The organism is Cellulomonas fimi ATCC 484 (assembly GCF_000212695.1).
Taxonomy (GTDB): Bacteria; Actinomycetota; Actinomycetes; order Actinomycetales; family Cellulomonadaceae; genus Cellulomonas; species Cellulomonas fimi.
The window spans coordinates 1,231,876-1,255,829 of record NC_015514.1; the positions used below are offsets into that span (position 1 = coordinate 1,231,876).

Consider the following 23,954-nt stretch of genomic DNA (forward strand, 5'->3'; position numbering starts at 1 on the left):
CGTGCCCGGCTCCGGGCGTGTGCCCGTCGCGGGTGCGGAGCTCGCGGGGCGGCCGGTGGACCCGGCGGTCGTGCCGCGAGCCGTGGCGGGCATGGGCGGTGTGCGTGAGGTCGTGTGGCGCAACGAGCTCGGCGGGCTGACGTTCCTGCTCGACGAGCCCGAGCGCTTCGTCAAGTGGGTGCCCACCGGGTTGCCGCTCGACCTCGACGCCGAGGTGGTGCGGCTGCGCTGGGCGGCGCGCTTCACGCCCGTGCCGACCGTGCTGGAGGCGGGCGCCGACGACGAGGGCGCGTGGATCGTGACGCACCCGCTCGCCGGGCGCAGTGCCGTGGACCCGCGCTGGCTCGACGAGCCCCTGACGGCGGTGCGGGCGATCGGGGCCGGGCTGCGGGCGATGCACGACGCGCTCCCGCTCGACGGGTGCCCGTTCGACTGGGGCGTCCCGCGGCGGCTGGCGGTGGCGGACGCGCGCGAGGGCGGCCGGTCGCCGGAGCGGGCTGCGCTGGGGGAGCCGCCGCCGGTCGACCGGCTCGTGGTGTGCCACGGCGACGCCTGCGCGCCCAACACGCTCCTGGCGGACGACGGCTCGTGGCTCGCGCACGTCGACCTCGGTGCTCTGGGCGTCGCCGACCGCTGGGCGGACCTGGCCGTCGCGACCTACAGCACCCTGTGGAACTACGGGCCGGGCTACGAGGAGCCGCTACTCGACGCCTACGGGGTCGCGCCCGACCCCGCACGCACGGACTACTACCGGCGGTTGTGGGATGCCACCTGACGGCGCGATGACGGCACCCGCACGGCCACCACGCCGAACGCCGAGCACGCGCGACAGGGTCCAGGCGTCCCGAGCACTCGTCCGCCGGAGCCTGTCAGTCAGCGGCTCGATGTGGCTGCTCGCCGTGGTCACGACGGCCACGCTGGCCGTCGTGACCACGGGCGACTGGCTCCCCGCCGTGACGGCTGTGCCCCGAGTCCCGGCGAGGGAAGGACTGGCGGTCCTGGCGTTCGCGCTGTCGTTCCAGGCCATCATCGTCCGGAGCGCCGGGACGGCCGTCATCAACGGTGCCTCGTTCGAGGAGGCGATCCAGGAGCGTGCGCTGGCGGTCACCAGCGTGGTCGCTGGGATCGTCGCCACCTGCGCTGGTCTCTGGATCGCCGTCGACGCGGTCCTCGGTTCCGGTGCCGGGGGCTCGAGGGTCGCGACGGTGCTGCTGAGCGTGTCGCTGGCCCAGGTCAACGCGTTTCTCGGGGGACTGTCACAGGTCCTCTGGCTGGACTCCGGCGGTCAGCGGGTGCCTGACTCGCTCGCCCGTCACGAACGGGTGATCACGCGGTACCGGCAGTGGCTCGTCGACGAGCGGCTCGCCTGGCTGAACGGCGGCATTCCCGTGGGCGAACCAGCCTGGCGACGTCACGTCGCGGCCCGTCTGTGGCCGCTCCTCCTCCCGCTCGTGCTGGTCGCCGCAGGCGTCGGCGTGATGCTGAGCGCCGCCGCGGTCGGGGTCGCGGTGCTCGCCGGGTCGCCTGTCGGTGAGAACGCCGCTTCGGCGGCGGTGGGGATGATGTTGGCGCTCGTCGTCCTGCTCGCGCTCGGAGCCCTTCTCGGTGGCTGCCTGGCCGTGCCGCGCTCGTGGATCGTCGTCACGATCGGCAGCGTGTCCGCGCTCCTGTGGGCATGGTTGTCCGTGCTCGCGGTGCTGGCCGAGCCCGCGAAGGCGGCCGTGCGGCTGCTGCCGTCCGTCGGTGTTCTCGCGCTCGTCCTGGTGCCGCTCGTCGTCCGTCGGCGCGGTGGCCCCCGTTGGCTGGCGCGCTTCTCACGAGCGGACCAGTGGCAGGGTCAGCGGCTCGCCGTGGCGGGGATGCTGCTGGTCAGCTCCTCGGGCTCCCTCACGTCCACGAAGCGCGAGCGCCGGGCGCGCAGGAGCCGGTCGGCGGCGGGCTGACCGAGGAGCACGCCGAGCAGCACGACGACGAGGCCCGCGACCTGCAGCGGCCCGAGCCGCTCGCCCGCGACGGCGACGCCGACGAGCACGCCCGCGACGGGGTTGAGGAGCCCGACCAGGCCGACGGTGCCGGCGGGCAGCCTGCGCAGGCCGGTGAACCACGCGAGGTACGCGACCGCGGTCGCGACGAGCGAGACGTAGGCGAAGCCGAGCAGCGCCCGGGCGTCCAGCGGCGGCGGCCCGCCCTCGACGGCGACGGCGAAGGGGACGAGCACGAGCCCGCCCGCGACGAGCTGCCACGCGGTCGACGAGACGACGTCGACGCCGCCGGCCCAGCGAGTGGCGAGCACGAAGCCGAGGCTGGACATGAGCATCGCGGCGACGGACGCGGCGACGCCGAGCGGCTGGATCTCACCGCCACCCGTGAGCAGCATGGCCGCGACGCCCACGACGCCGAGCCCGGCACCGGCGAGCCCGAGCGCGCGGGGCTTCTGCGCGAGCAGCGCCCACGCGACGAGCATCATGACGACGGGTGACGTCGCCATGACCGTGGAGGCGACGCTCGACGGCAGGAGCTGCGCGGCCACGTAGATCAGCGCGAAGAACGCGCCCATCGACAGGGTGCCGAGGACCAGGGAGCGCCACCACCACGCGCCGCGGGGGAGCCGGCGGACGAGGAGCAGCAGGACGAGCCCGGCCGGCAGGGCGCGCAGCACGGAGCCCCAGAGCGGGAAGTCGGCCGGCAGCGCGTGCTTCGTCACGTAGTAGGTCGTGCCCCACGTGAGGGGGGCGACGGCGGTCAGGAGCGACCAGCGCAGCGACTTGTCTTCCATGGAAGACAACATACCTTCCTTGGAAGATATGATCGACCCCATGACGACCGGCGACGACGCCCCCGACCGGCTCGACCGCATCCAGGAGGCCTGGCGCAGCGAGCGGCCCGACCTCGACGTGCGGCCGCAGGGGGTCATCGGGCGCCTGCACCGCGTCGCCGGTCACCTCACGGAGGAGCTCGTCGCGGTCTACCGGCGGCACGGTCTCGGCGAGGGCGACTTCGACGTCCTGGCGACCCTGCGCCGCGCCGGCGCACCGTACGAACGGACGCCGGGCGACCTGTGCGCGAACACGCTCGTCACGAGCGGTGCCATGACCAAGCGCGTCGACCGGCTCGAGGCCGCCGGGCTGGTCTCCCGGCGGGTCTCCGAGACCGACGGGCGGGGCCGTGTCGTCGCCCTCACGCCGCGCGGGCGCGAGGTCATCGACGCCGCGTTCACCGACCACATGGCGAACGAGCGTCGCCTCCTCGACGCCCTCGACCCGGCGGACGCCGAGCAGCTCGAACGCGTCCTGCGTCGCTGGCTCGCCGTCTTCGAGGACCCCCGCGACGGCGCTCGCCGCCCACCGGTCAGCGGACCCGCAGCGAGCGGATGACCGCGTCGAGCCACGCCTCCGAGGCGCTCGACGGCGGCCCGTCCACCCAGACCGCGTCGAACGCGCGGCCGTCCTGCGAGAACCGCTCGCCCTCGAGCGGCACCTGGTAGGTGACCCGGGGGAAGCCCCACGCGTCGCGACCGCTCATCCGCACGACGGTCCGGCCCCCCACCGTCGTCACGTCCACCTCCCAGTCGTCCATCCCCGCGTCGGCCAGCGACCGGCGACTCACCTCGACCAGCTCCGCGACGTCGCCACCCGTGGTCCCGGCCTGCGCGCGCACGTGCAGCGTCGTCAGGTCGTCCGCGACCTCGCCGTAGCTGATGGCGGTGGTGCAGCCCGCCGCGCCCGGGACCAGCACCCAGCCCTCGTCGGGCACGTCGTAGGTGAAGCAGGGCGTCCGGACGGTGGTGCCGAGCATCCGCACCGGTCGGTCGCCGTCGACGGCGACGGGCCCGCTCGTGCCCGCGGGGCGCGCCGTGCGGCCCGGGGACGCCAGCCAGGCCGCGACGACGCAGGCGACGAGCACCCCCAGGGCGAGGACGGCCCACAGGACCCGTCGGTCGGTGGTGCTCACGGTGCTGCTGACGGTGCGTCGCACGGTCGTCTCCCTCTGCCCGGACGGCCCGTCGCCGTCGCCGGGACGCTAGGGGAGGGCGTCCCCGCCGCGGGCGCGACATCCACAGGTCGCCCACGAGGTGGAAGGGCGTGGCCGTGGCGTGCCGGGTTGCTACTCTGGGCCGGTCGCGACTGGCGCAGCGGGTGGGTCACCACCGGGGAGCGACGCAGCAGCAGCAGACTTCGGGTCGGACGCCTGGGCCCACGGTCACCACACCAGCGAGAGTGTGTGCGTGCCCGCCCGCGTGCCGGTGCACACCTCCCGTCACGAGAAGATCCGTCCGCTGATGCCCCAGGGAGTCGCCCGATGAGCGCCGACAAGACCCCGATCCTCGACCAGAACATCTCCGAGCTCGACCCGGAGATCGCCGCCGTCCTCGACGGCGAGCTCGCCCGCCAGCAGGGCACGCTCGAGATGATCGCCTCCGAGAACTTCGTGCCCCGTGCGGTCCTGCAGGCGCAGGGCTCCGTCCTCACCAACAAGTACGCCGAGGGCTACCCGGGCCGTCGCTACTACGGCGGCTGCGAGCAGGTCGACATCGCGGAGAACATCGCGATCGACCGTGCGAAGGCGCTGTTCGGCGCCGAGCACGCCAACGTCCAGCCGCACTCGGGCGCCACGGCCAACGCGGCCGTCCTGCACGCGCTCATCAACGCGGGCGACAAGATCCTGGGCCTCGAGCTCGCGCACGGCGGCCACCTGACGCACGGCATGAAGATCAACTTCTCCGGCAAGCTCTACGACGTGGCCGCCTACGGCGTCGACCCGCAGACGTTCCGCATCGAGCCCGAGGCCATCCGTGCCGCCGCGCTCGCGCACCGCCCGGACGTCATCATCGGTGGCTGGTCGGCCTACCCGCGGCACCTCGACTTCGCCGCGATGCGGGAGATCGCCGACGAGGTCGGCGCCAAGCTGTGGGTCGACATGGCGCACTTCGCGGGCCTCGTGGCCGCGGGCCTGCACCCGTCGCCGGTCCCGCACGCGGACGTCGTGTCCTCGACCGTGCACAAGACGATCGGCGGCCCCCGCTCGGGCTTCATCCTGAGCCGCGAGGAGTACGCCAAGAAGATCGACTCCGCCGTCTTCCCGGGCCAGCAGGGCGGTCCGCTCATGCACGTGATCGCCGCGAAGGCCGTCTCGTTCAAGGTCGCGGGCACCGAGGAGTTCAAGGACCGCCAGCAGCGGACGATCGACGGTGCGCGGATCATCGCGGACCGCCTCACCGCGGCCGACGTCGCGAACGCCGGCGTCAGCGTGCTCACGGGCGGCACCGACGTGCACCTCGTCCTCGTCGACCTGCGGCACTCCGACCTCGACGGCCAGCAGGCCGAGGACCTCCTGCACGCCGCGGGCATCACCGTGAACCGCAACGCCGTCCCGTTCGACCCGCGGCCGCCGCGCGTCACCTCGGGCCTGCGGATCGGCACGCCCGCGCTGGCGACCCGCGGCTTCGGCGACGCCGAGTTCACCGAGGTCGCGGACATCATCGCGACCGCGCTCGTCGGCGGTGCGGCGACGGACGTCGAGGCGCTGCGGGCCCGCGTGGCCAAGCTCGCCGAGGCGTTCCCGCTGTACTCCGGCCTCCAGCAGTACTGAGGCGGCACGGATGACGGCACAGCTGCTCGACGGCAAGGCCACCGCGGCGACGATCAAGGCCGAGCTCACCGAGCGGGTCGCGGCGCTCGCCGCCCGGGGGGTCCGGCCCGGGCTGGGCACGCTGCTCGTCGGCGACGACCCCGGCTCGCGGTGGTACGTCGAGGGCAAGCACCGCGACTGCGCGGAGGTCGGCATCGCCTCGATCCGGGAGGACCTCCCGGCCGACGCGACGCAGGAGGACATCGAGGCCGCGGTGCGTCGGCTCAACGAGGACCCGGAGTGCACCGGGTTCATCGTCCAGCTGCCCTTGCCGCGGGGCATCGACACCAACCGCGTGCTCGAGCTGGTCGACCCCGACAAGGACGCCGACGGCCTGCACCCGACCAACCTTGGGCGTCTCGTCCTGCGCGTCAACGAGCCCGTCACCAGCCCGCTGCCGTGCACCCCGCGCGGCATCGTCGACCTGCTGCTGCGGCACGACGTCGACCTGCACGGCGCGGACGTGGTCGTCGTCGGTCGCGGCGTCACCGTCGGCCGGTCGATCGGGCTGCTGCTCACGCGGCGCGAGATCAACGCGACCGTCACGCTCACGCACACGGGCACCGAGGACCTCGCCGAGCACACCCGCAACGCCGACGTCATCGTCGCCGCCGCGGGCGTACCGGGCATCATCACGGCCGACATCGTGAAGCCGGGTGCCGTCGTCATCGACGTCGGCGTGTCCCGCGCGACCGACCCGGAGACCGGCAAGAGCCGCGTCGTCGGCGACGTCGACCCGGGGGTCCTCGAGATCGCGTCCTGGGTGTCGCCCAACCCGGGCGGCGTCGGGCCCATGACGCGCGCGATGCTGCTCACCAACGTCGTCGACACCGCGGAGCGCCTCGCGGGCTGACGCGGGTCCTCGCGCCGACCCCAGGCCCCGGCACCCGATGACTTCGGGTGCCGGGGCCGGTCTGTCGGGAGGAGAGTGGTCGACGACCCGATCGACCGCCGATCCCGGGAGGACCCCACGATGGGCATCGTCCAGCCGCACCTCTGGTACCACGACAACGCCGTCGAGGCCGCCGAGTTCTACGTCTCCATCTTCCCCAACTCGAAGGTCACGAACGTCGTCCACGCGCCCGCCGACATGCCGGGCGTGACGAAGGGCGACGCGTTCGTCGTCGAGTTCGTGCTCGACGGCATGCCCGTCACGGCCATCGCGGCGGGTGACTCGCTCACGCTGAACGCCGCCTTCTCGTTCCTCGTGGACGTCGACGACCAGGAGACGCTCGACCGCTACTGGGACGCGCTGCTCGAAGGGGGCGGCCAGGAGGTCGCGTGCGGCTGGCTCACCGACCGGTTCGGCCTGTCGTGGCAGGTGGTCCCGCGCCAGCTCGCGCAGTGGACGGTCTCGCCGGACGCCGACCCGGCCGGTGCGGCGCGCGCGACGCAGGCCATGCTGGGTCAGAAGAAGCTCGACATCGCAGCCCTGGAGGCCGCCTACCGCGGCGAGTGACGCCGTCGCCGCCCGTGCGGCGGTGTCGGTGGCGTGGGGTTGGATGGTCCGGTGCTCACGATCGCCACCGTCAACGTCAACGGCATCCGCGCGGCCTACAAGCGCGGCATGGGGGAGTGGCTCGCGGTCCGCAAGCCCGACGTCCTGCTGCTGCAGGAGGTCCGCGCGTCCGACGAGATCCTCGCCGACCACCTCACCGCCGAGGACGGGTGGCACCTCGCGCACGAGGCGTCGGAGACGAAGGGCCGCGCGGGTGTCGCCATCGCGTCCCGGCTGCCCATGGACGCCGTGCGGATCGGGCTGAGGACGGGCGTCACGGGCGACACGGGACGGTGGGTAGAGGCGGACCTCGCGGTGCCGTCGCACGACGGTGCCCCGGCGCGGACGGTCACGGTCGTCTCGACCTACATCCACTCCGGGACGCTCGGGACGCCCTCGATGGACGAGAAGTACGCGTTCCTCGACCACGTGACGGCGCGCCTGGGCGACCTGTCGCAGGCCGGCGGGTACGCGGTCGTGGCGGGCGACCTCAACATCGCGCACCGCGAGGCGGACATCAAGAACTGGAAGGGCAACCTCAGGTCGGCGGGCTTCCTGCCGCAGGAGCGCGCGTACCTGGACCGCTGGTTCGACGACCTGTCGTGGCGCGACCTGGGCCGTGAGCTCGGCGGCGAGGGCCCCGGCCCCTTCACCTGGTGGTCGTGGCGCGGGCAGGCGTTCGACAACGACTCCGGGTGGCGGATCGACTACCAGCTCGCGACGCCCGACCTGGCCGACGCGGCCGTGGCGGCGACGGTGGACCGTGCGCCGACGTACGCGGAGCGCTTCTCCGACCACGCGCCGCTGGTCGTCGAGTACGACCTCTGAGGCGTTCTGGCCGTGCGTTGCCGCCCGCACGCGCACCCGGGAGACTGCATCGGTGCCTGTCGACCAGCGTGTCCTCGTCCGTCCTGCGCGACCGGCCGACGCCGGTGCGGTGTGGCCCCTGGCCCGCGACTTCGCCACCTCGTTCACACCGGAACGCGCAGCGTTCGACGTGACCTGGAGCAGCCTCGGCGAGGCGCCCGGCACGCTCGTCGCGGTCGCGGAGACGCCGGACCGCGGGATCGTCGGCTACCTGCTGGGCCACCTCCACCCGACGTTCCTCGCCAACGGCCCGGTCGCCTGGGTCGAGGAGCTGATGGTTGAGGAGAGCCACCGGCGGTGCGGTGTCGGTCGCGAGCTCATGCGCCACGCGGAGGGCTGGGCGCGTGACGGCGGCGCCGCCTACGTCGCCCTCGCCAGCCGCCGCGCCGGCCCCTTCTACGTCGCCCTGGGCTACGACGACTCAGCGGTGTTCTTCAAGAAGACCCTGGCGTAGACCGACGGTCACGACGTGACGTCCTTGCCGTCGGTCGTCACGGCGGGGGAGTCGGGTCGCGGCAGCTCGTCCATGCGGACGAGCGGGGACAGGACCACCGGCAGAGCGGACACGAAGACCCCCGCGACGCCGACCCACAGCGTCGGGACGACGCCGATCGTCGTGCCGAGCCAGCCGCCGAGGAGCCCGCCGAGCGGCATCGTGCCCCAGACGAAGAACCGCACGGAGGCGTTCATGCGGCCGAGCAGCGCGGGCGGGCACAGCCGCTGCCGGAAGCTCACCTGCGCGACGTTGTAGACGACGACGGCGAAGCTGAACAGCGCCCCGCCGGCGATGAGCAGCACCTGCGGCGGCCAGTCGACGACCGCGGCGAGGGGCGGCAGCGCGGCGGCGGGCACGAACAGGAGCGCGGAGACGGGGATGATCCGTGCCTCGCCCACGAGCCGGGACAGCCGGTCCGCGGCCACCGCGCCGACGAGCCCGCCGATCGCACCCGCGGACAGCACGGTGCCGAACGCCGCGGTGTCCAGGCCCAGGACGCGCAGCGCGTAGATCGCGCCGAGCGCGCCGGTCGCGCTGCCGAACAGGTTGCCGATGCCGGTGCACGCGACGATGCGGCGCAGCAGCGGCTGGCGCACGACGAAGCGCAGGCCCTCGGCGATCTCGGCGCGCAGCGGGCGGCGCGTCTCGGGTGCGGGCGGCTGCTCGCGGTGGCGGATGCGGCTGACGGCGAACGCGGACAGCAGGTAGGTGACGACGTTGGCCGCGATGAGCAGCGGTGCGGTGACCACGCGCAGCAGCGCCCCGGCCACGGCGGGGGCGACGACCATCGCGACCGACTGCGTGGACTGCAGCTTGGAGTTGCCCTCGACGACGTGGTCGAGGCCGACGAGCCAGGGCACGTAGCTCTGGTGCGCGACGTCGAAGAACGTGCTGGCGACGCTCACGACGAGCGCTGCACCGATGAGCAGGGGCATCGAGGCGTGCCCGGTGAGGGCGGCCGCCACGACGACGGCGAGCACGGTCCCGCGCACGACGTCCGCGACGACGAGGACGTCGCGCTTGCGCATCCGGTCGACCCACGCGCCCGCGGGAAGGCCGATGACGAGGAACGCGAGCGTCTCGGCGGCCGTGAGGACGCCCATCTCCCACTCGGTGGCGGCGAGGTTCTGGACCGCGAGGACGGGCAGGGCGATGCCGGTGAGCTGTGCGCCGAGCTGCCCGAGGGCGTCGCCCGTCCAGAGCCGGCGGAAGTCCGGGTGGTGGACGAGCGACCGTCGGGGTGCGGGAGGCGCCTCGGCGGGAGGGGGTGCGGTGCTCACGACGCCAGGGTGGCGCGACTGGTTGAGAAAAGTCAATCAGTGTGTGCGAGGCTGGTCCCGTGACCGCAGCACAGCAGCAGGACGTCGCGCCGGACGACGGGCACGGCGACCGGGACGCCGACGCACGTGCCCTCGCGAGCACCGTCCGCCTGCGGATCCTGCGCCTGTGCCTGGACGAGCCGCTGACCAACCGCGAGCTCGCGGAGCGCCTCGACCGCAACCCCGCGACCGTGCTCCACCACGTCCGCACGCTCGTCGACCGCGGGTTCCTGGTCGCCGAGCCCGTGCGTCGCGGCGCGCGCGGGTCCCGCGAGGTCCCGTACCGGGCGACCCGCCGCACGTGGGGGCTGCGGGACAAGAGCGGGCTGGTGCCGACGCTCATCGACACGTTCCTCGAGGAGGTCCGCCTCGTCGACCCGGACACCGTCGTCGCGACCCGCCTGGGGCTGCGGCTCGACGCGACCGGCCACGCCGAGCTTCTCGCGCGCCTGCAGGCGCTCGCCGACGAGTTCGCGGACCGCCCACCGACGCCCGGCGGCACGGCGTACTCCGTCTTCCTCGCGGTGCACGAGGACGTCACGCGCGACGCGGCCCCCGGGGCACGCGACCGCGCCTGACGTCAGACCCCGCCGCGCAGCGCCGAGACGGGCTCGACGGACGCGGCCTTGAGCGCGGGGTACAGGCCCGCGAGCAACCCGATCAGGCCGCCGGCCAGGGCCGCGACGCCGACCATGCGCAGGTCGAGGATCGGTGTCCAGTCCTGCGCGGCGCTCACGCCGACGACGGTCGCGACGCCGAGCGACGCACCGACCAGCCCGCCCAGCAGGCCGACGATCACCGACTCGACCATGAACTGCGCGGCGATGTCCCGCCGGGTCGCGCCGAGCGCGCGCCGCAGGCCGATCTCGCCGACCCGCTCGAGCACCGACAGCAGCGTGACGTTCGCGATGCCGACGCCGCCGATGAGCAGCGCGACCCCGCCGAGCGCGAGGAAGATCGTGCTGATGTCGGCCTGCACGCTCTCCTCGACGCCGGACGAGCCCGCGGGCGCACGCACGTCGACCGTCTCGGGAGCGTTCGGCTCGAGCGCCACGGGGAGCTGCTCGGCGAGGACCGGGCCCGCGCCGACGGCGAGGTGGACGTGCAGCTCCTCGGGTGCGGCGAGGCCGAAGTCGGCGCGCGCGGTCCCGTCGGGCATGATCACCGCGCCGAGCACGTCGGTCCGCCGCTGCACGTCGTCCACGACGCCGATCACCTGGTAGGCGTCCTCGCCGATGAAGATCGACGGCTGCCGGTCGACGCGCGTGACCCCGAGCCGCTCGGCCGCGTCGACGCCGAGCACGACCACGCGGTCGGCGCGCGCGTCGTGCCCGCTGTCGAACCACCGGCCCTGCACGACCCGGCCGCGGACCGCCGCGAGGGCGTCGGGTGAGGCGGCCAGGACGTCGGGCGGCGTGGTGCGCGCCGCGGACGGGTCGTGCACCGGGACCGCCGAGACCTCGGCGTCCTCGACGTCGACGGTCGAGAACGTGCCGGCGGCCTCGACGCCCGCGAGCCGCGAAGCACGCTCGGCGGCGTCCCAGGGCAGCGTGGAGGTCGCGCGCTCGCTCCCGTCGAAGCCGCGCTCCGTGGACGGACGGGCGACGGCCTGCGTCGCGGCGACCGCGTCGAACTGCTTGTTGATCTGCCCGGCCGCGGTCTGCGCGAGTCCGACGGTGACGACGACGGACGCGATGCCCAGCACCGTCCCGAGGATCGTCAGCAGCAGGCGCCCGGGGCGCGCGCCGATGCCGGCGGCCGCCTCGGCGAGCAGGTCGCGCACCCCGAACCGGTCGGCGCGCGCGGGCGTCGCGACCGTGGTGCTCACGCGACCTCCTGCAGGCGGCCGTCGGCGATGCGCACGCGGCGCTGCGCCCGTGCGGACACCTCGACGTCGTGCGTGATGACGAGCAGCGTCAGGCCGTCGGCGTGCAGCTCGTCGAACAGCTCGAGGACGCCCTCGGTGCTCTCGGAGTCGAGGTTGCCGGTCGGCTCGTCGGCGAGCAGCAGCCGGGGCTGCGCGACGACGGCGCGCGCGACCGCGGTGCGCTGCCGCTCGCCGCCCGACAGGACGGGCGGCAGGAAGCCGACGCGGTGCCCGAGCCCGACGCGTTCGAGCGCGGCCATCGCACGGTCGTGCCGCTCGGCCCGCGGCACCCCGCTGTAGAGCGTCGCGAGCAGGACGTTCTCGAGGACCGTGCGGTGCGGCATCAGGTGGAACGACTGGAAGACGAACCCGATGTGCCCCGCGCGCAGGGCGGCCCGACGCCCCTCGCCGACGTCCGCCGTCGGGACGCCGTCCAGGAGGTACTCGCCGGCGGACGGCCGGTCGAGCAGCCCGAGCAGGTTGAGCAGGCTCGACTTGCCCGAGCCGGACGGGCCGATGATCGACACGTACTCGCCCGCCTCGACCCGCAGGTCGGTCGGGTGCAGCGCGTGCACGGGCGGGTCGCCGTCGAACACCCGCTCGACCGCGCGCAGCTCGATGACCGGCGACGGTGCCTGCACGTCCTCCTGCGGGCCGAGCAGGTCGAGCACCGTCACGCGTCCTCCGCCTCGGTCGGCTCGTCGTCCGGCCGCTCCTCGCTGACCCCGACCACGACGAGGGTCCCCTCCTCGAGCGGCTCCTCGGACCCGGCGATCTCGACGAATCCGTCGGCCGCGAGCCCGGTCGTGACGGTGACGAGGTGCGACGCCCCCTTCGTGTCCGCGACCTCGACACGGGACTCCCCGGCCGGCCCGGCCGTGAGCGCCGCCAGCGGGACCGCGAGGACGTCGCCCTGCGTCGAGCTGACGGGGACGCGGATCCGCAGGTTGGCCCCCTGGATGGTCGCGAGCTGCTCGGGCGTGAGCGCGCCGAGCGTGAAGACGACCGTCCGGCGGTCCCCGCCCGACGTCGCGCCGTCACCCGACCCGCCCGCGCCGTCGCCGGAGCCGCCGTCACCCGCTCCGGCCGCGCCGTCGCCGGTGCCGTCCCCGTCGCCGGAGCCGGCCGCCTGCTCGCCGCCGGCCGTGCCGGTCGGCCCCACGGACGCGACCGTGACCGGGATCTCGAGGTCGTCGAGGACGGCGACGCCCGCTGCCCCGACCGTCAGGAGGTCGGCGTCGGCGCGCGACGCGGTGGCGGTGACCTGGACGGTCGCGCCGGACACGCGCATGAACTCGCCCGTGACTGTTCCGCCACGGCGCACCTCGACGGAGTCGACGCGGCGGGGGAGCGACGGGACGAACACGACCTCGCTCGCGGGCAGCGGCGTGAGCGTGGCCGCCTCCGCGGTCGCGAGCTGCTCGCGCGCCGCCGTGAGGGCCTGCTGCGCGGACCGGACGGAGGCGCTCTGCGCCGACACGTCCGGCCGGGCACCGGCCTCGGACCGGGCCGCGACCGCCTCGTCGAGCTGCCCCTGCGCGGCCACGACCGCGGACTGGCTGCACGGCTCCTCGGGGGTCGCAGCGGCGCAGGCCGCCTGCGCCTCGGCGAGCGTCGCCTGGGCGACGGCGACCGCGGAGTCCAGGCCGACGAGCACCGACTGGAGCGGACCCGCGGACGCGGTCGACAGCTCACGCTGCGCCGCACCGAGCGCGTCCTGCGCCGTGCGGACCGCCTCGCGGGCCGTGGTGACCGCGGTCTGCAGCTCCTCGCCCGCGGTCGGGGGCTCGTACCCGACCCGCTGGTAGAGGGCGCGGACCGCCGCGGCCGTCCGCGCGTCGTACGTCGCGGAGCCCGCGTCGCCGACGTCGATGCCGAGCGACGTCAGCGCCTGCTTCAGCTGGGCGACGTCGGGACCGGACACGCCCGCGCGCAGCGAGCGGTACGTCGGGAGCTCGCCGGGCAGCACGATGACGGGCCGTCCGACGATCTCGAGCGCGACCGACGCCGCGTCGAGGGTGACGCCGACCTCCGGCACCTGGCCCGTGACCACGGCGGTGTTGCCGAGGTCGGCCGTCTCGACGCGCAGCCCCACGGGGTCCTCGTAGCCGACGTCCCCGCGCAGGATCACCTCGTTCGAGATGACCCGGCGCTCGACCGGAACGGTGATCGGCCCCGCCTCGGGCGGTGCGGCGTCGGCGGCGGCCTTGCCCGGCGAGACGAGCACCTGGCTCAGGCCGAGCCCGGCGGCCAGGCTCACCACGGCTACTGCCACCAGCACGAGGACGGTGCGACGACCGCCTGCGATCGCACTCATCGCGGCGTCCCGCCTCCCTCTCGGATCCGCTCGACCGTCACTTGCCCGCGCTCTCGGCCTTCTCGACCATCGCGTCGAGCTCGGCCTTGTGCTCGTCGATGAACTCCTGCTCCATCGCGAACTGCGCGCGCATCTGCACGTTCGTGTAGTCGACGTCGATCTGGCACGTGCGGTCGGCGACGGCTGTCGCGAGCTCCTTCTCCTTGAGCTCGGCGAGCGCGGCGGCGTCCTGCGTGCCGTCCTCGGCGAACGGGATCTGGCTGTGCGCCTCGTAGATGCTGTTCTGCGCGGCCTCCGGGTTGTCGAAGTCGAAGCCCGCGTCCGCCATGCACTGCTGCCAGTCCTTCGCAGCCTTCTTGACGTCCTCGCTGTCCTGCGACCGGGTGTACAGGTCGGTCAGCTCGTCCATGAGCTCCTTGTACTCCGGGTCGTCCCAGACCTGGCCCTCCTCGTAGACCGTGTGCTGCGCCTCGCCCTGGCAGCCGGCGGTCGTCCAGTCGTACTCGACCTCCTCGCCCTCGGCCGGCATCTCGTCCTGCTTGCCGTAGAGCGCCTCGTAGTACGCCGCCTGCTCGCCCTCGCTCATGGCCGAGACGTACTCCGCGTTCGGGTCCACCCACTCCTCGCTCGGCTGCGCCTCGGAGAGGGCCTCGCCGGTCGTGGCGCCGTACCCGTACTGCTCGGCGAACTCGAGCGAGTCCCAGTCGGGCAGGTCGGAGTCCTCAGGGTCGGACATCATCTGCGACACGTCCTGCGGCTGGTACTCGAAGCCCTGCTCCTGCATGCAGGAGGCGACGAGCTCCTCAGCCTCGCGCGCCTGCGCCTGGATGTCGGCGTCCTCGGGCGAGCCGCCGAGCTTCTCGAAGTAGGCGGACAGCGGGCTGTCCTCGTAGGAGAGCGACTCGTCGCCGCTGGGGGTGTCGCCACCGGAGGTGCACGCGCCGAGCAGCAGCACGAGGGCGCACCCGGTCAGGGCGGCGGGGACGAGGGGCGATCGCATCGGCAGGGACCTTTCGGCTCGCGCACGGACGGCGTGCGTGACGGGAGGTATCACTCGTGTCGCACCGGACCATATCGGTGCAGGACCGGGCCGCGGGTCCACCTCAGGGAGGAGTTCGGCGGGCGTGCCGGCTCCTCCTGCGGGCCTGGTCGTCGCGCGGCCCGGGCGGCCACGGTCAGTACCGGATGGCGTCGATGACCTTGACGCGCACCGCGAACGTGGCGGGGATGAGCCCGGCCAGCGCGCCCACGGCGGTCGCCGCGGCCATGCCGACCAGCGCGGCCGAGAACGGGAACGGCGGCATGTCCTGGATCTGCCCGCCGAAGACGCGCTCGACGGGGAGGTTCTTGATGATGGCGACCGCGAGCACGACCCCGACCAGGCCGGCGACGACGGTCGCGACGACGGACTCGAGCATCACGCCGAAGAACACGCGGCCCGACGTCGCACCGAAGGAGCGGCGGATGCCGATCTCGCGGATGCGGTACCGGACGGTCACCAGCGCGATGTTGACGAGGCCGAGGCCGCCCAGCAGCAGCGCGAACCCGCCGACCCCGATCCCGACCCACTTGGCGGCGGCGTCGATCCCGCCCTGGTCGAAGTCGTTGTCGTAGGACTGCACGTCCCAGCCCGGCATCGAGGCGCGGACGTCGCGGCGGATCTGCTCCTGCAGCGCGCGGTGCTCGGTGCGGGGGACCCATACGAGCAGCTGGGGTGCGGCCTGGCCGGACATGAGCGACGGGCCGCCCTCCGCGCCCGGGCGGGAGCCGGACAGCCAGCGTGCGTACTGGTCGTACAGCACGTACGCGGTCGGGGGCATGTCTGGCCAGTCGTCGGCGGTCACACCCACGACGGTGGCGGTGACGGGCGTCGCTCCGCCCAGCTCGACGGTCGGCCGCCCGGACAGGTCGCTGTGGCCGAGGGCCCGCAGGAACGACTCGTTCACGACGAGCGTCGGCGCGTACGCCTCCGCGTCGGCGTCGGTGAACCACCGGCCCGACTGCGGGACGAGCCGGCGCAGGACCGCGAGCTCGGGGTCGACCGCCTGCACCTGGACCCGCTGCGTGCCGTCCGGGAACCGCGCCTCGACCTCGACGTACTGGCTGCGGCTCGCGTACTCGATCCCGTACCGCTCGAGCGCCGTGGCGTACTGCGCGTCGAGCGTCTCGACCGTGCCCTCGGGGTTCTCGGACATCGGCCACGCGTCGAACGTGACGGTGACGCTGCGGCCGTTCATGCGTTCCGACTGCTCGTCGAAGGCCTGCTTCATCATGGCGACGGCGGCGGTCACGCCGGTGATGGCGGTCACGGCGCACGCGACGCCGACGAGCGCCAGCAGGACGCGCAGCTTGTGGATCCGCAGCTCGTCCCACGCCTCGACGAGCGCGCCCACGACCCCGGTCACGCGCGCACCTCCTCGGCCGTGCCGGACGCGCCGCCGGCGGGGCCGTCGACGGCGCCCGTCCCGGTCGGCAGCAACCGGCGCTCGACCGCGGCGGAGCGGTCGGCGACCTGGGTCGGCACGTCGCCGACCCAGTGCGACGCGGTGTCGAGCGTGATGGGCACGAGCACGCCCTCCGCGAGCCGGTACTGGCGCTCGGCGCGCGCGGCGACGGCCAGGTCGTGCGTGATGGTGACGAGGGCCGCGCCGGTCTGCGACGCGATGTCGTCGAGCAGGTCCATGACCTCGCCGCCGGTCTCGACGTCGAGGGCGCCGGTCGGCTCGTCGGCCAGGATCACGCGCGGGCCGCGCACGAGCGCGCGGGCGATCGCGACGCGCTGCTGCTCGCCGCCGGACAGCTTGTCGGGCATCGTGTCGAGCCGGTCGCCGAGGCCGACGCGCTCGAGCATCGCCGCGGCGATCCGCGTGCGCCCCCAGAACTGCCGGCCGCGTGCGTACAGCAGGGGAGCGGTGACGTTCTCCAGCGCGGTCCGGCCGGGCAGCAGGTTGAACTGCTGGAACACGAAGCCGAAGTCGCGCCCGCGGCGGACCGTGCGCGTGCGGTTCGACAACCGCTGGACGGGCGTGCCCTCCAGCAGGTACTGGCCCGAGGTGGGGGCGTCGAGCAGGCCGAGGATGTTGAGGAGCGTCGACTTGCCGGTGCCGGAGCGGCCGACGATCGCGACGTGCTCGCCGGCGTCGACGTCCAGCGTCACGCCGCGCAGGATGTGCAGCAGGCTGTCGTCGGGCAGCCGGACCGACCGGGTGACGTCCGCGAGCTCGAGGAGGCTCATCCGCCGCACACCGCCGGGTCGAACTGCGACGGGTCGTTGCAGTCGACCTCGCCCGCGCCGCCGGGCACGGGGATGAACTGCAGGACCGTGTCGCCGACGGCGAGGCCCTCGGTGATCTGCACGGTGCGCCCGTCGGTGAGGCCGAGCTTGACGGCCCGCTGCTCGGGCTCGGCCCCCTCCTTCGTGACCACCCAGACGTTGCCGTTCTGCACGATGCCCTGGACGGCCGTGACGGGGACGACGACCGCGTCGGTCGCCTCGCCGTTGACGACGTCGAGCGTCGCACCGAGCCCGGCGAACGCGGTCACGCCCGCCGGCACGGCACAGGTCAGGGTGCCGGACGCGGGCGTCGTGCCGGCGTCCTCGCCCTGGTCCGCACCCGCGCCCGTGCTCGCCGCGCCCACCCGCAGGCCCGTGCACTCGAACGGGGCGGGGCCGCCGTTGAGCGTGACCTGGGCCGTCGCGGGCGCCCCGACGAGCCGGTACTGCTGCTCGGGGGTGAGCGTGCCGCTGACGGACAGGCTCCCGGGGGAGACCGTGCCGACCTCGTCGCCGACCGCGACCACCTGGTCCTTGAGCGTCGGCATGGCCAGCGTGCCGGCGACGGGTGCCTTGACCACCTCGACCGTGACCTTGGGCTTGCGCTCGGTCGTGACCTGCTCCCCGGAGACCGGGTCGGTCCTGACCAGCGGCTCCTGGGGCGTCTCCTGGCGGATCTCGAGCAGCGGGGTGCCGGCCTGCACGGCGGCGCCGTCGGCCACGAGGACCTTCGAGACCGCGCCCGCGAGCGTGGCACGGACGGCGACCGCGGGGTCGGCGACGACGGAGCCCTGGACGGTGACGGCGTTGGTGATGGTGCCGGTCTCCGCCTGCACGGTCGGCTCGGCGACCGCGCCGGTGGGCACGAGGGCGTCGACGGGGCCGTCGAGCTCGGCGCCGGCGAACGCGATCTTGACGAGCGCGGCGGCGATGACGGCCCACAGCAGCAGGCGGATGGTCGGGAAGATGATGCGGCGGGTGACGCCCACGGGCGAGCTCCTCGCGGTGTCGGGCGGACAGGCGTGCGGACGGCGCGGCGGAGGCACCGTACCGACGGTCGCCCGGGGCTCGTATCCACCCGCGGGAGGACAACGGTGTTACTCCGCGGCGAACACTACTGCGCCACGCGCACTAGCGCCAGGACCGTCAGCCGGCGTCGCCCCACCGCTCGACCAGCGCGTCCAGCTCGGCGACGTGCGCGTCGACGAACGCCTGGTCGTGCGCGTCCTGCAGACGACGCTCGACCGCCGTGAACCCCGACGACTCGCGGCAGGTCAGGTCGGCGACGGCCACCTCGACCTCGAGGTGCTGCAGCTCGTCGCGGGGCATCCCCGACGCCTGCGCGTCGACCACGAGCTGCCGCGCCGCGGCCGGCGTCGCCGCCTCGAGGCCCGCCGCCGTCGCGCATGCCGCCCACGCGGCGACCGCCTCCGCGCCCTCGGGGCTCGCCGCCAGGTCCAGCGGCGCGGCCGCGTACGCCTCGAGCAGCGCCACCCGGTCGGGGTCGTCCCACGGCAGCGCCGCCGCCGCGACCTGGTGCTCCGCCTCACCCTCGCAGCCGCGGACCTGCCAGCCGCCCTCGGCCTGCGCGCCGGCGCCCTCGCGCGCGATCGACCACGCCGTCGACTCCGCCTCGGACAGGCGCCCGACCGCGGCCGTGTTCGGGTCGGGGCCCGGCACGCCGACGGCCGCGTCGATCGCCTCGACGTGCGTCGAGACGCCGTAGCCGAACTCCCGGGCCCACGGCAGCGTGCCGTACCCGGGGAGCACCTCGACCGACGCAGGACGGTAGGGCACGGGTGCGTAGTCGAACCCCTGCTCCGTCATGCAGCGCTCGACGAGGCTCTGCTCCAGCTCGTAGCGGTCGCGGTCGGGGTCGCCGAGCGTGCCCGTGCGGGCCCAGTAGGCGTCGAGCGGGTTCGAGGGCGCGGGGGCCGCCGACTGCGCGGGCGCGTCCGCACCCCCCGCGCCGTTCGCGCACGCCCCGACGAGGGCGAGGGAGGCGACGGCGGTCAGCGCCGCGAGAACCGGGCGAAGCGGGCGGGAAGCGGAGGAAGAGGACGAAGGAGGCACGGGGGTGGAGGGTAGGCGATCGTTCACCCGTCCGGCGCATCCGTCCGTCACCGAGACGGCTGACCCGTGTCACCCGCTCGCGCACCGGAGCGCGGCGGCCGTCAGCGGGCGGCAGCCCCCGGCAGCACCACCGCGAACGCCGGGGCACGCAGGTCCTGGGCCGCGAACGCGCCCGCGACCGCCGCGGCGACGTCGTCGACCCGGTCGTGCTCGACCAACGCGATCGCCGAGCCGCCGAACCCGCCGCCGGTCATCCGCGCGCCGAGCGCACCCGCGGCGCGGGCGGCCTCGACCGCCACGTCGAGCTCGCGGCACGACACCTCGTAGTCGTCCCGCAGCGACGTGTGCGACGCGTCCATCAGCGGCCCGACCTCGCGCAGACGCCCCGCGTCGAGCAGCGCCACGAACTCCTCGACGCGCGCGATCTCGCCGACCACGTGCCGCACCCGGCGCACCTGGACCGCGCCCTCGTCGGACCCGTCGTCGAGCGTCGCGAGCGCCGCCTCCAGCCCGGACGGGGCGATCTCGCGCAGCGTCGGCACCCCGAGCCGGGCCGCCGCCGCCTCGCACGCGGCGCGCCGTGCGGCGTACTGGCCGTCGACGAGCGCGTGCTCCGCGCGGGTGTCCACCACGAGCAGCGCGAGCCCGTCCGCCGACAGGTCGAACGGCACCTGCCGCACCGAGCCGTCCCGGCAGTCGAGGAGCAGCGCATGCCCCTCGCGGGCGCGCAGCGACGCCGACTGGTCCATGCCGCCCGTCGGGGCGCCGGCGATCTCGTTCTCGGCACGCACGCACGCCGCGGCGAGGCGCGCGCGGCCCGCGTCGTCCGGGTCGCCGCCGGGGCCCGCCAGGCCCAGGCCGGAGGTCGCGTCGAGCGCCACGGCCACGGCGGACTCGAGCGCCGCCGACGAGGACAGGCCCGCGCCGAACGGCACGCACGAGTCGACCGCGACGTCGAACCCGCCGACCGCGTGCCCGTCCTCGCGCAGCGCCCACGCGACGCCCGCGACGTAGGAGGGCCACCCCTCGACCGTGCCGGGGGCGACGTCGGCGAGCGCGACCTGGCGGAGCCGGCCCGCGTCCTGCGCCGACGTCAGGCGGACCGAGCCGTCCTCGCGGCGGCGCAGCGCGACGTAGGTGCGGTGCGGGAGGGCGACCGGCAGGCACAGGCCGCCGTTGTAGTCGGTGTGCTCACCGATGAGGTTGACGCGCCCCGGGGCCGACCAGGTGCCGTCGGGCTCCTCGCCGAACCGCTCGACGAACAGCGCACGCGCCCGCGCGGCACCGTCCGGCGCCGACCACGCCTCGAGCCACTGCGGGGCGCTCACGCGAGGTCCTGCAGACGCGCCGCGATGCGCTCGGGCGTGGTGTCGTTGACCCATGCGCCCAGCCCGGACTCGATGCCCGCGAGGTACTTGAGCTTGCCCGGTGCGCGCAGCACCGAGAACACCTGCAGGAACAACCGCGACACCTCGCGTCCCTCGTGCGTGGGCGCCTGGTGCCACCCCGCGATGTACGGCAGCGGGATCGCCGACTCGTCGTCGACGAAGAACAGGTCGAGCCGGCGCAGCAGCTCGAGGTAGACGTGCGCGAGGTCCTCGCGCTCGTCGTCGGTCAGCGCCGGCAGGTCGGGGACGTCACGGCGCGGTGCGAGGTGCACCTCGACAGGCCAGCGGGCCGCGAACGGCACGTACGCGACCCAGTGCTCCGACTCGAGCACCACGCGCGTGCCCGCGCGCAGCTCGGCGTCGAGCAGGTCGCGGCCCAGCAGGCGGCCCGTGCGTGCGTGGTGCTCGGTCGCACGCGCGACCATCGCGTCGGTGCGCGGCGCGAGGTACGGCAGCGCGTAGATCTGCCCGTGCGGGTGGTGCAGCGTGACGCCGATCTCCTTGCCACGGTTCTCGAACACGAACACCTGCTCGATGCCGGGCAGCGCGCCGAGCTCCTGCGTCCGGTCGGCCCAGGCCTCGATGATCGTGCGCATGCGGCGCGGACCCACGGTGCGCAGCGACGCGGTCGCGTCCGACGAGAAGCACACGACCTCGCAGCGCCCGGCCGCGGGGCGACGGACCCACACGTCCTCGCCGTCGACGGCCGTCGGCTCGTCGATCACGCCCGGCACGGCGAGCAGCGACGGGAAGCGGTTCTCGAACACGACGACGTCGTAGCCGGTGTCGGGGATCTCGCCGTCCTGGTACTCCGCGCCCGGGCGCGCGGGGGCGAGCGGGTTGGCGTCGGCCGGCGGCAGGAACGTGCGGTTCATCCGGTGCGCGGCGACGGCGACCCAGTCCCCGGTGAGCGGGTCGCGGCGCAGCTCGGGGCCCGTGACCGGGTGCGCGGTCCCGTGCTCGTCGAGGACAGGGGCGAACCGGTCGGGCAGCGGGCGCGGGTCGTCCAGGCGGCGCGTCGCGGCGCCCGAGACGTACGGCTCGCTGTCGTCGAAGTAGATGAGGTCGCGGCCGTCGGCGAGCCGGGTCGTCGTCTTGCGCACGGGCGGGGGAGCGGTGGTCACGGACGGCCTCCGGTGGGCTGCTGCGGGGTGGGTGGGGCGGGTGCTGCGGGGGCGCCGGCCGGTGCCGGCACGAGCTGGACGCGGGTGCCGTGCGCGGCGACGGCGGTCCGGGCGTCGGCGGGCAGGCCGTCGTCGCTCAGCAGGACGTCGACCTCGTCGAGCGTCGCGATCCGGGCCAGGCCGGTGACCCCCCACTTGGAGTGGTCGGCGACGACGGTGGTCGCGGCGGCGCACGCGATGAGCGCACGGTTGGTCGCGGCCTCGGCGAGGTTGGGCGTGGTGAGGCCGTCCGCGTCCAGGCCGTGCACGCCGAGGTACGCACGGTCGACGCGCAGGTGTGCGAGAGCCGTGTCGGCGACGGGACCGACGAGCGCGTCGGACGGCGTGCGGACGCCGCCGGTGAGGATGACCTCGAGCCGGTCGGCGCCGGGGGCGGCGTGGTGCAGGACGTCGGCCGCGCCGACCGAGTTGGTGACGACCGTGAGCGGGCGCAGCGCGGGCGCAGCCGCGAGGAGCTCGGCGAGCAGGTGGGTCGTCGTGCCCGCGGACAGCGCGATGGCCTGCCCCGGCTCGACCGAGGCGAGCGCGGCCTGCGCGATCGCGTGCTTCTCCCGCTGCGCCCACGCCCGCTTGGCCTCGAAGCCGGGCTCGTCGGTGGGGCGGCCGCCCGCGTCGGGGGCGACCGCGCCCCCGTGCACGCGGCGGACGAGGCCCGCGCGGGCGAGCTCGGCGATGTCGCGCCGGACGGTCATGTCGGAGACGTCGAGCGCGGTCACGAGGTCCGCGACGCGCGCAGCCCCGTGCGCCCGCACGACGCCGAGGATGTGCTCCTGCCGCTGGCTCGCCAACACCCCGACATCATCACACACAACCGAACAACTTCAAACACAGACGCCCGGACGGCGTCGCCCGGTCAGCCGGCGGGCGTGAGCCCCAGCGACCGTCCCGCGAGGTTGCGCCGCCGCGCCGCCAGCGAGCGTGCGACCTCCCGCAGCGCGACCGCCGCAGGGGACTGCGGGTGGGACAGCACCACCGGCGTCCCGCCGTCGCCCGCCTCGCGCAGCGACACGTCGAGCGGCACCTGCCCCAGCAGGGGCACGTCGCCGCCCGTGAGCTGCGCGAGGTTCGCCGCGACGCGCTCGCCGCCGCCCGACCCGAAGATCTCCAGCCGCGAGCCGTCGGGCTGCGCGAGCCACGACATGTTCTCCACGACCCCGACGACGTGCTGGCGCGTCTGCACGGCGACCGCCCCCGCGCGCTCCGCGACCTCCGCCGCCGCGGCCTGCGGCGTCGTGACCACGACGATCTCCGAGCCGGGCAGCAGCTGCGCGACCGAGATCGCGATGTCGCCCGTCCCGGGCGGGAGGTCCAGCAGCAGCACGTCCAGGTCGCCCCAGAACACGTCCGCGAGGAACTGCTGCAGCGCGCGGTGCAGCATCGGGCCGCGCCACACCACCGGCTGGCCGGGCGGCACGAACATCCCGATCGACACGACCTTCACGTCGTGCGCGACCGGCGGCAGCAGCATGTCGTCGACCTTCGTCGGCGGCCGCGTCACGCCCAGCATGCGGGGGATCGAGAAGCCGTAGATGTCTGCGTCGACCACGCCGACCCGCAGGCCGTCCGCCGCCATCGCGACCGCGAGGTTCGCCGTCACCGACGACTTGCCGACCCCGCCCTTGCCCGACGCGATCGCGAGCACCTTCGTCAGGGACGTGGGCTTCGCGAACGGGATCTCCGGCTCGGCGTCCGTGCCGCGCAGCATCCGGCGCAGCTCCTGACGCTGCTCCGCCGTCATGACCCCCAGGTCGACCGCGACCTCCGCGACACCCTCGACCGACGCGACCGCCGCCGTCACGTCCCGCGTGAGCGTGTCCTTGAGCGGGCAGCCGGGCGTCGTCAGGTCGAGGCCCACGCGCACCGCGGCGCCCGCCGGCGTCTCGCGCAGGTCGACCGAGCGGACCATGCCGAGGTCCGTGATCGGGCGCCGGATCTCCGGGTCGAGCACCGTCGCCAGCGCGGTGCGGACGGCCGAGTCCAGGGGCGTCAGGTCGGGCTGGGGCATGCCCTCATCGTAGGTGGCGGGCCGGGTCGCTCCGGGAC

General features: G+C 74.6%; 24 protein-coding genes and 1 riboswitch. Of the genes, 9 read left to right on the plus strand and 15 right to left on the minus strand.

Features of this window, described 5'->3' with window-relative positions:
* Position 1 precedes the first annotated feature (1 nt).
* Together CELF_RS05690 and CELF_RS05695 are read left to right on the plus strand one after the other, a co-directional pair.
* Positions 2-775: an aminoglycoside 3'-phosphotransferase gene (locus CELF_RS05690; RefSeq protein WP_013770291.1), complete on the plus strand. Its 774-nt coding sequence runs from the start codon at positions 2-4 to the stop codon at positions 773-775.
* Positions 776-884: 109 nt separating this feature from the next.
* Positions 885-1,943 (plus strand): hypothetical protein, encoded by a 1,059-nt coding sequence (locus CELF_RS05695; protein ID WP_041553352.1) that lies wholly within the window; start codon positions 885-887, stop codon positions 1,941-1,943.
* On the opposite strand, the gene CELF_RS05700 is transcribed toward CELF_RS05695, so the two are convergent.
* Complete coding sequence (locus tag CELF_RS05700) at positions 1,838-2,776, minus strand: DMT family transporter (protein ID WP_013770293.1); 939 nt, start codon at positions 2,774-2,776, stop codon at positions 1,838-1,840. The two genes, CELF_RS05695 and CELF_RS05700, sit on opposite strands and share 106 nt — an antisense overlap.
* Before the next feature lie 40 nt (positions 2,777-2,816).
* Here CELF_RS05700 and CELF_RS05705 point away from each other — a divergent pair, with 40 nt between their 5' ends.
* Positions 2,817-3,374 carry a MarR family winged helix-turn-helix transcriptional regulator gene (locus CELF_RS05705; protein ID WP_049791435.1) on the plus strand — a complete coding sequence of 186 codons (558 nt, stop codon included), beginning with the start codon at positions 2,817-2,819 and terminating at the stop codon, positions 3,372-3,374.
* Here the strand turns inward: CELF_RS05705 and CELF_RS05710 are convergent.
* The gene (locus tag CELF_RS05710; protein ID WP_013770295.1) at positions 3,349-3,975 is read right to left on the minus strand and encodes a hypothetical protein; all 627 of its coding nucleotides are present in this window, start codon (positions 3,973-3,975) and stop codon (positions 3,349-3,351) included. The two genes, CELF_RS05705 and CELF_RS05710, sit on opposite strands and share 26 nt — an antisense overlap.
* Before the next feature lie 135 nt (positions 3,976-4,110).
* Positions 4,111-4,201: riboswitch (ZMP/ZTP riboswitch) on the plus strand.
* 98 nt (positions 4,202-4,299) lie between these two features.
* Between CELF_RS05710 and glyA the strand changes: the two genes are divergently transcribed.
* From glyA to CELF_RS05735, 5 genes are all read left to right on the plus strand, one after another.
* The gene (gene glyA / locus CELF_RS05715; protein ID WP_013770296.1) at positions 4,300-5,589 is read left to right on the plus strand and encodes a serine hydroxymethyltransferase; all 1,290 of its coding nucleotides are present in this window, start codon (positions 4,300-4,302) and stop codon (positions 5,587-5,589) included.
* 10 nt (positions 5,590-5,599) lie between these two features.
* Positions 5,600-6,481 carry a bifunctional methylenetetrahydrofolate dehydrogenase/methenyltetrahydrofolate cyclohydrolase gene (locus CELF_RS05720; RefSeq protein ID WP_013770297.1) on the plus strand — a complete coding sequence of 294 codons (882 nt, stop codon included), beginning with the start codon at positions 5,600-5,602 and terminating at the stop codon, positions 6,479-6,481.
* Between the two features lie 120 nt (positions 6,482-6,601).
* Complete coding sequence (locus CELF_RS05725) at positions 6,602-7,087, plus strand: VOC family protein (RefSeq protein WP_013770298.1); 486 nt, start codon at positions 6,602-6,604, stop codon at positions 7,085-7,087.
* Positions 7,088-7,138: 51 nt separating this feature from the next.
* Positions 7,139-7,954: an exodeoxyribonuclease III gene (locus tag CELF_RS05730; protein ID WP_041553354.1), complete on the plus strand. Its 816-nt coding sequence runs from the start codon at positions 7,139-7,141 to the stop codon at positions 7,952-7,954.
* A gap of 52 nt (positions 7,955-8,006) precedes the next feature.
* A complete protein-coding gene (locus tag CELF_RS05735; protein WP_013770300.1) occupies positions 8,007-8,447 on the plus strand; it encodes a GNAT family N-acetyltransferase in 441 nt (146 codons plus the stop codon).
* A gap of 8 nt (positions 8,448-8,455) precedes the next feature.
* On the opposite strand, the gene CELF_RS05740 is transcribed toward CELF_RS05735, so the two are convergent.
* Entirely contained in the window at positions 8,456-9,769 is a 1,314-nt protein-coding gene (locus tag CELF_RS05740; RefSeq protein WP_013770301.1) for an MFS transporter, read from the minus strand.
* Between the two features lie 59 nt (positions 9,770-9,828).
* Here CELF_RS05740 and CELF_RS05745 point away from each other — a divergent pair, with 59 nt between their 5' ends.
* Positions 9,829-10,386, plus strand: a complete 558-nt coding sequence (locus CELF_RS05745; RefSeq protein ID WP_013770302.1) for an ArsR/SmtB family transcription factor — start codon at positions 9,829-9,831, stop codon at positions 10,384-10,386.
* A gap of 2 nt (positions 10,387-10,388) precedes the next feature.
* Here CELF_RS05745 and CELF_RS05750 read toward each other — a convergent pair whose 3' ends face one another.
* The 12 genes from CELF_RS05750 to CELF_RS05805 form a co-directional block, all read right to left on the minus strand.
* The gene (locus CELF_RS05750) at positions 10,389-11,636 is read right to left on the minus strand and encodes an ABC transporter permease (RefSeq protein WP_013770303.1); all 1,248 of its coding nucleotides are present in this window, start codon (positions 11,634-11,636) and stop codon (positions 10,389-10,391) included.
* The gene (locus tag CELF_RS05755) at positions 11,633-12,352 is read right to left on the minus strand and encodes an ABC transporter ATP-binding protein (RefSeq protein ID WP_013770304.1); all 720 of its coding nucleotides are present in this window, start codon (positions 12,350-12,352) and stop codon (positions 11,633-11,635) included. Before CELF_RS05755 ends, CELF_RS05750 begins: the two co-directional genes overlap by 4 nt.
* Positions 12,349-13,992, minus strand: coding sequence for a hypothetical protein (locus CELF_RS05760; protein WP_013770305.1), 1,644 nt, complete (start codon positions 13,990-13,992; stop codon positions 12,349-12,351). The genes CELF_RS05755 and CELF_RS05760 overlap by 4 nt, the downstream gene beginning before the upstream one ends.
* Positions 13,993-14,029: 37 nt before the next feature.
* The gene (locus CELF_RS05765; protein ID WP_013770306.1) at positions 14,030-14,992 is read right to left on the minus strand and encodes a hypothetical protein; all 963 of its coding nucleotides are present in this window, start codon (positions 14,990-14,992) and stop codon (positions 14,030-14,032) included.
* 175 nt (positions 14,993-15,167) lie between these two features.
* Positions 15,168-16,397: an ABC transporter permease gene (locus tag CELF_RS05770; RefSeq protein WP_013770307.1), complete on the minus strand. Its 1,230-nt coding sequence runs from the start codon at positions 16,395-16,397 to the stop codon at positions 15,168-15,170.
* Entirely contained in the window at positions 16,394-17,227 is an 834-nt protein-coding gene (locus tag CELF_RS05775; RefSeq protein ID WP_013770308.1) for an ABC transporter ATP-binding protein, read from the minus strand. Before CELF_RS05775 ends, CELF_RS05770 begins: the two co-directional genes overlap by 4 nt.
* Entirely contained in the window at positions 17,224-18,255 is a 1,032-nt protein-coding gene (locus tag CELF_RS05780) for an efflux RND transporter periplasmic adaptor subunit (protein ID WP_013770309.1), read from the minus strand. Before CELF_RS05780 ends, CELF_RS05775 begins: the two co-directional genes overlap by 4 nt.
* Before the next feature lie 157 nt (positions 18,256-18,412).
* Positions 18,413-19,339, minus strand: coding sequence for a hypothetical protein (locus CELF_RS05785; protein WP_013770310.1), 927 nt, complete (start codon positions 19,337-19,339; stop codon positions 18,413-18,415).
* Positions 19,340-19,440: 101 nt separating this feature from the next.
* Entirely contained in the window at positions 19,441-20,667 is a 1,227-nt protein-coding gene (galK, locus tag CELF_RS05790) for a galactokinase (RefSeq protein ID WP_013770311.1), read from the minus strand.
* Entirely contained in the window at positions 20,664-21,851 is a 1,188-nt protein-coding gene (galT, locus tag CELF_RS05795) for a galactose-1-phosphate uridylyltransferase (protein WP_013770312.1), read from the minus strand. The genes galK and galT overlap by 4 nt, the downstream gene beginning before the upstream one ends.
* Complete coding sequence (locus tag CELF_RS05800) at positions 21,848-22,702, minus strand: DeoR/GlpR family DNA-binding transcription regulator (RefSeq protein WP_013770313.1); 855 nt, start codon at positions 22,700-22,702, stop codon at positions 21,848-21,850. The genes galT and CELF_RS05800 overlap by 4 nt, the downstream gene beginning before the upstream one ends.
* Before the next feature lie 62 nt (positions 22,703-22,764).
* Entirely contained in the window at positions 22,765-23,916 is a 1,152-nt protein-coding gene (locus tag CELF_RS05805; RefSeq protein WP_013770314.1) for an Mrp/NBP35 family ATP-binding protein, read from the minus strand.
* Positions 23,917-23,954: the final 38 nt, after the last annotated feature.

Coding starts and splice junctions, on each gene's coding strand:
- CELF_RS05695 (WP_041553352.1), top strand. CDS start 885: ATGTGGCTGCTCGCCGTGGTCACGACGGCCACGCTGGCCGTCGTGACC.
- CELF_RS05700 (WP_013770293.1), bottom strand. CDS start 2,776: ATGGAAGACAAGTCGCTGCGCTGGTCGCTCCTGACCGCCGTCGCCCCC.
- CELF_RS05705 (WP_049791435.1), top strand. CDS start 2,817: ATGACGACCGGCGACGACGCCCCCGACCGGCTCGACCGCATCCAGGAG.
- glyA (WP_013770296.1), top strand. CDS start 4,300: ATGAGCGCCGACAAGACCCCGATCCTCGACCAGAACATCTCCGAGCTC.
- CELF_RS05720 (WP_013770297.1), top strand. CDS start 5,600: ATGACGGCACAGCTGCTCGACGGCAAGGCCACCGCGGCGACGATCAAG.
- CELF_RS05725 (WP_013770298.1), top strand. CDS start 6,602: ATGGGCATCGTCCAGCCGCACCTCTGGTACCACGACAACGCCGTCGAG.
- CELF_RS05760 (WP_013770305.1), bottom strand. CDS start 13,992: ATGAGTGCGATCGCAGGCGGTCGTCGCACCGTCCTCGTGCTGGTGGCA.
- CELF_RS05765 (WP_013770306.1), bottom strand. CDS start 14,992: ATGCGATCGCCCCTCGTCCCCGCCGCCCTGACCGGGTGCGCCCTCGTG.
- CELF_RS05775 (WP_013770308.1), bottom strand. CDS start 17,227: ATGAGCCTCCTCGAGCTCGCGGACGTCACCCGGTCGGTCCGGCTGCCC.
- CELF_RS05805 (WP_013770314.1), bottom strand. CDS start 23,916: ATGCCCCAGCCCGACCTGACGCCCCTGGACTCGGCCGTCCGCACCGCG.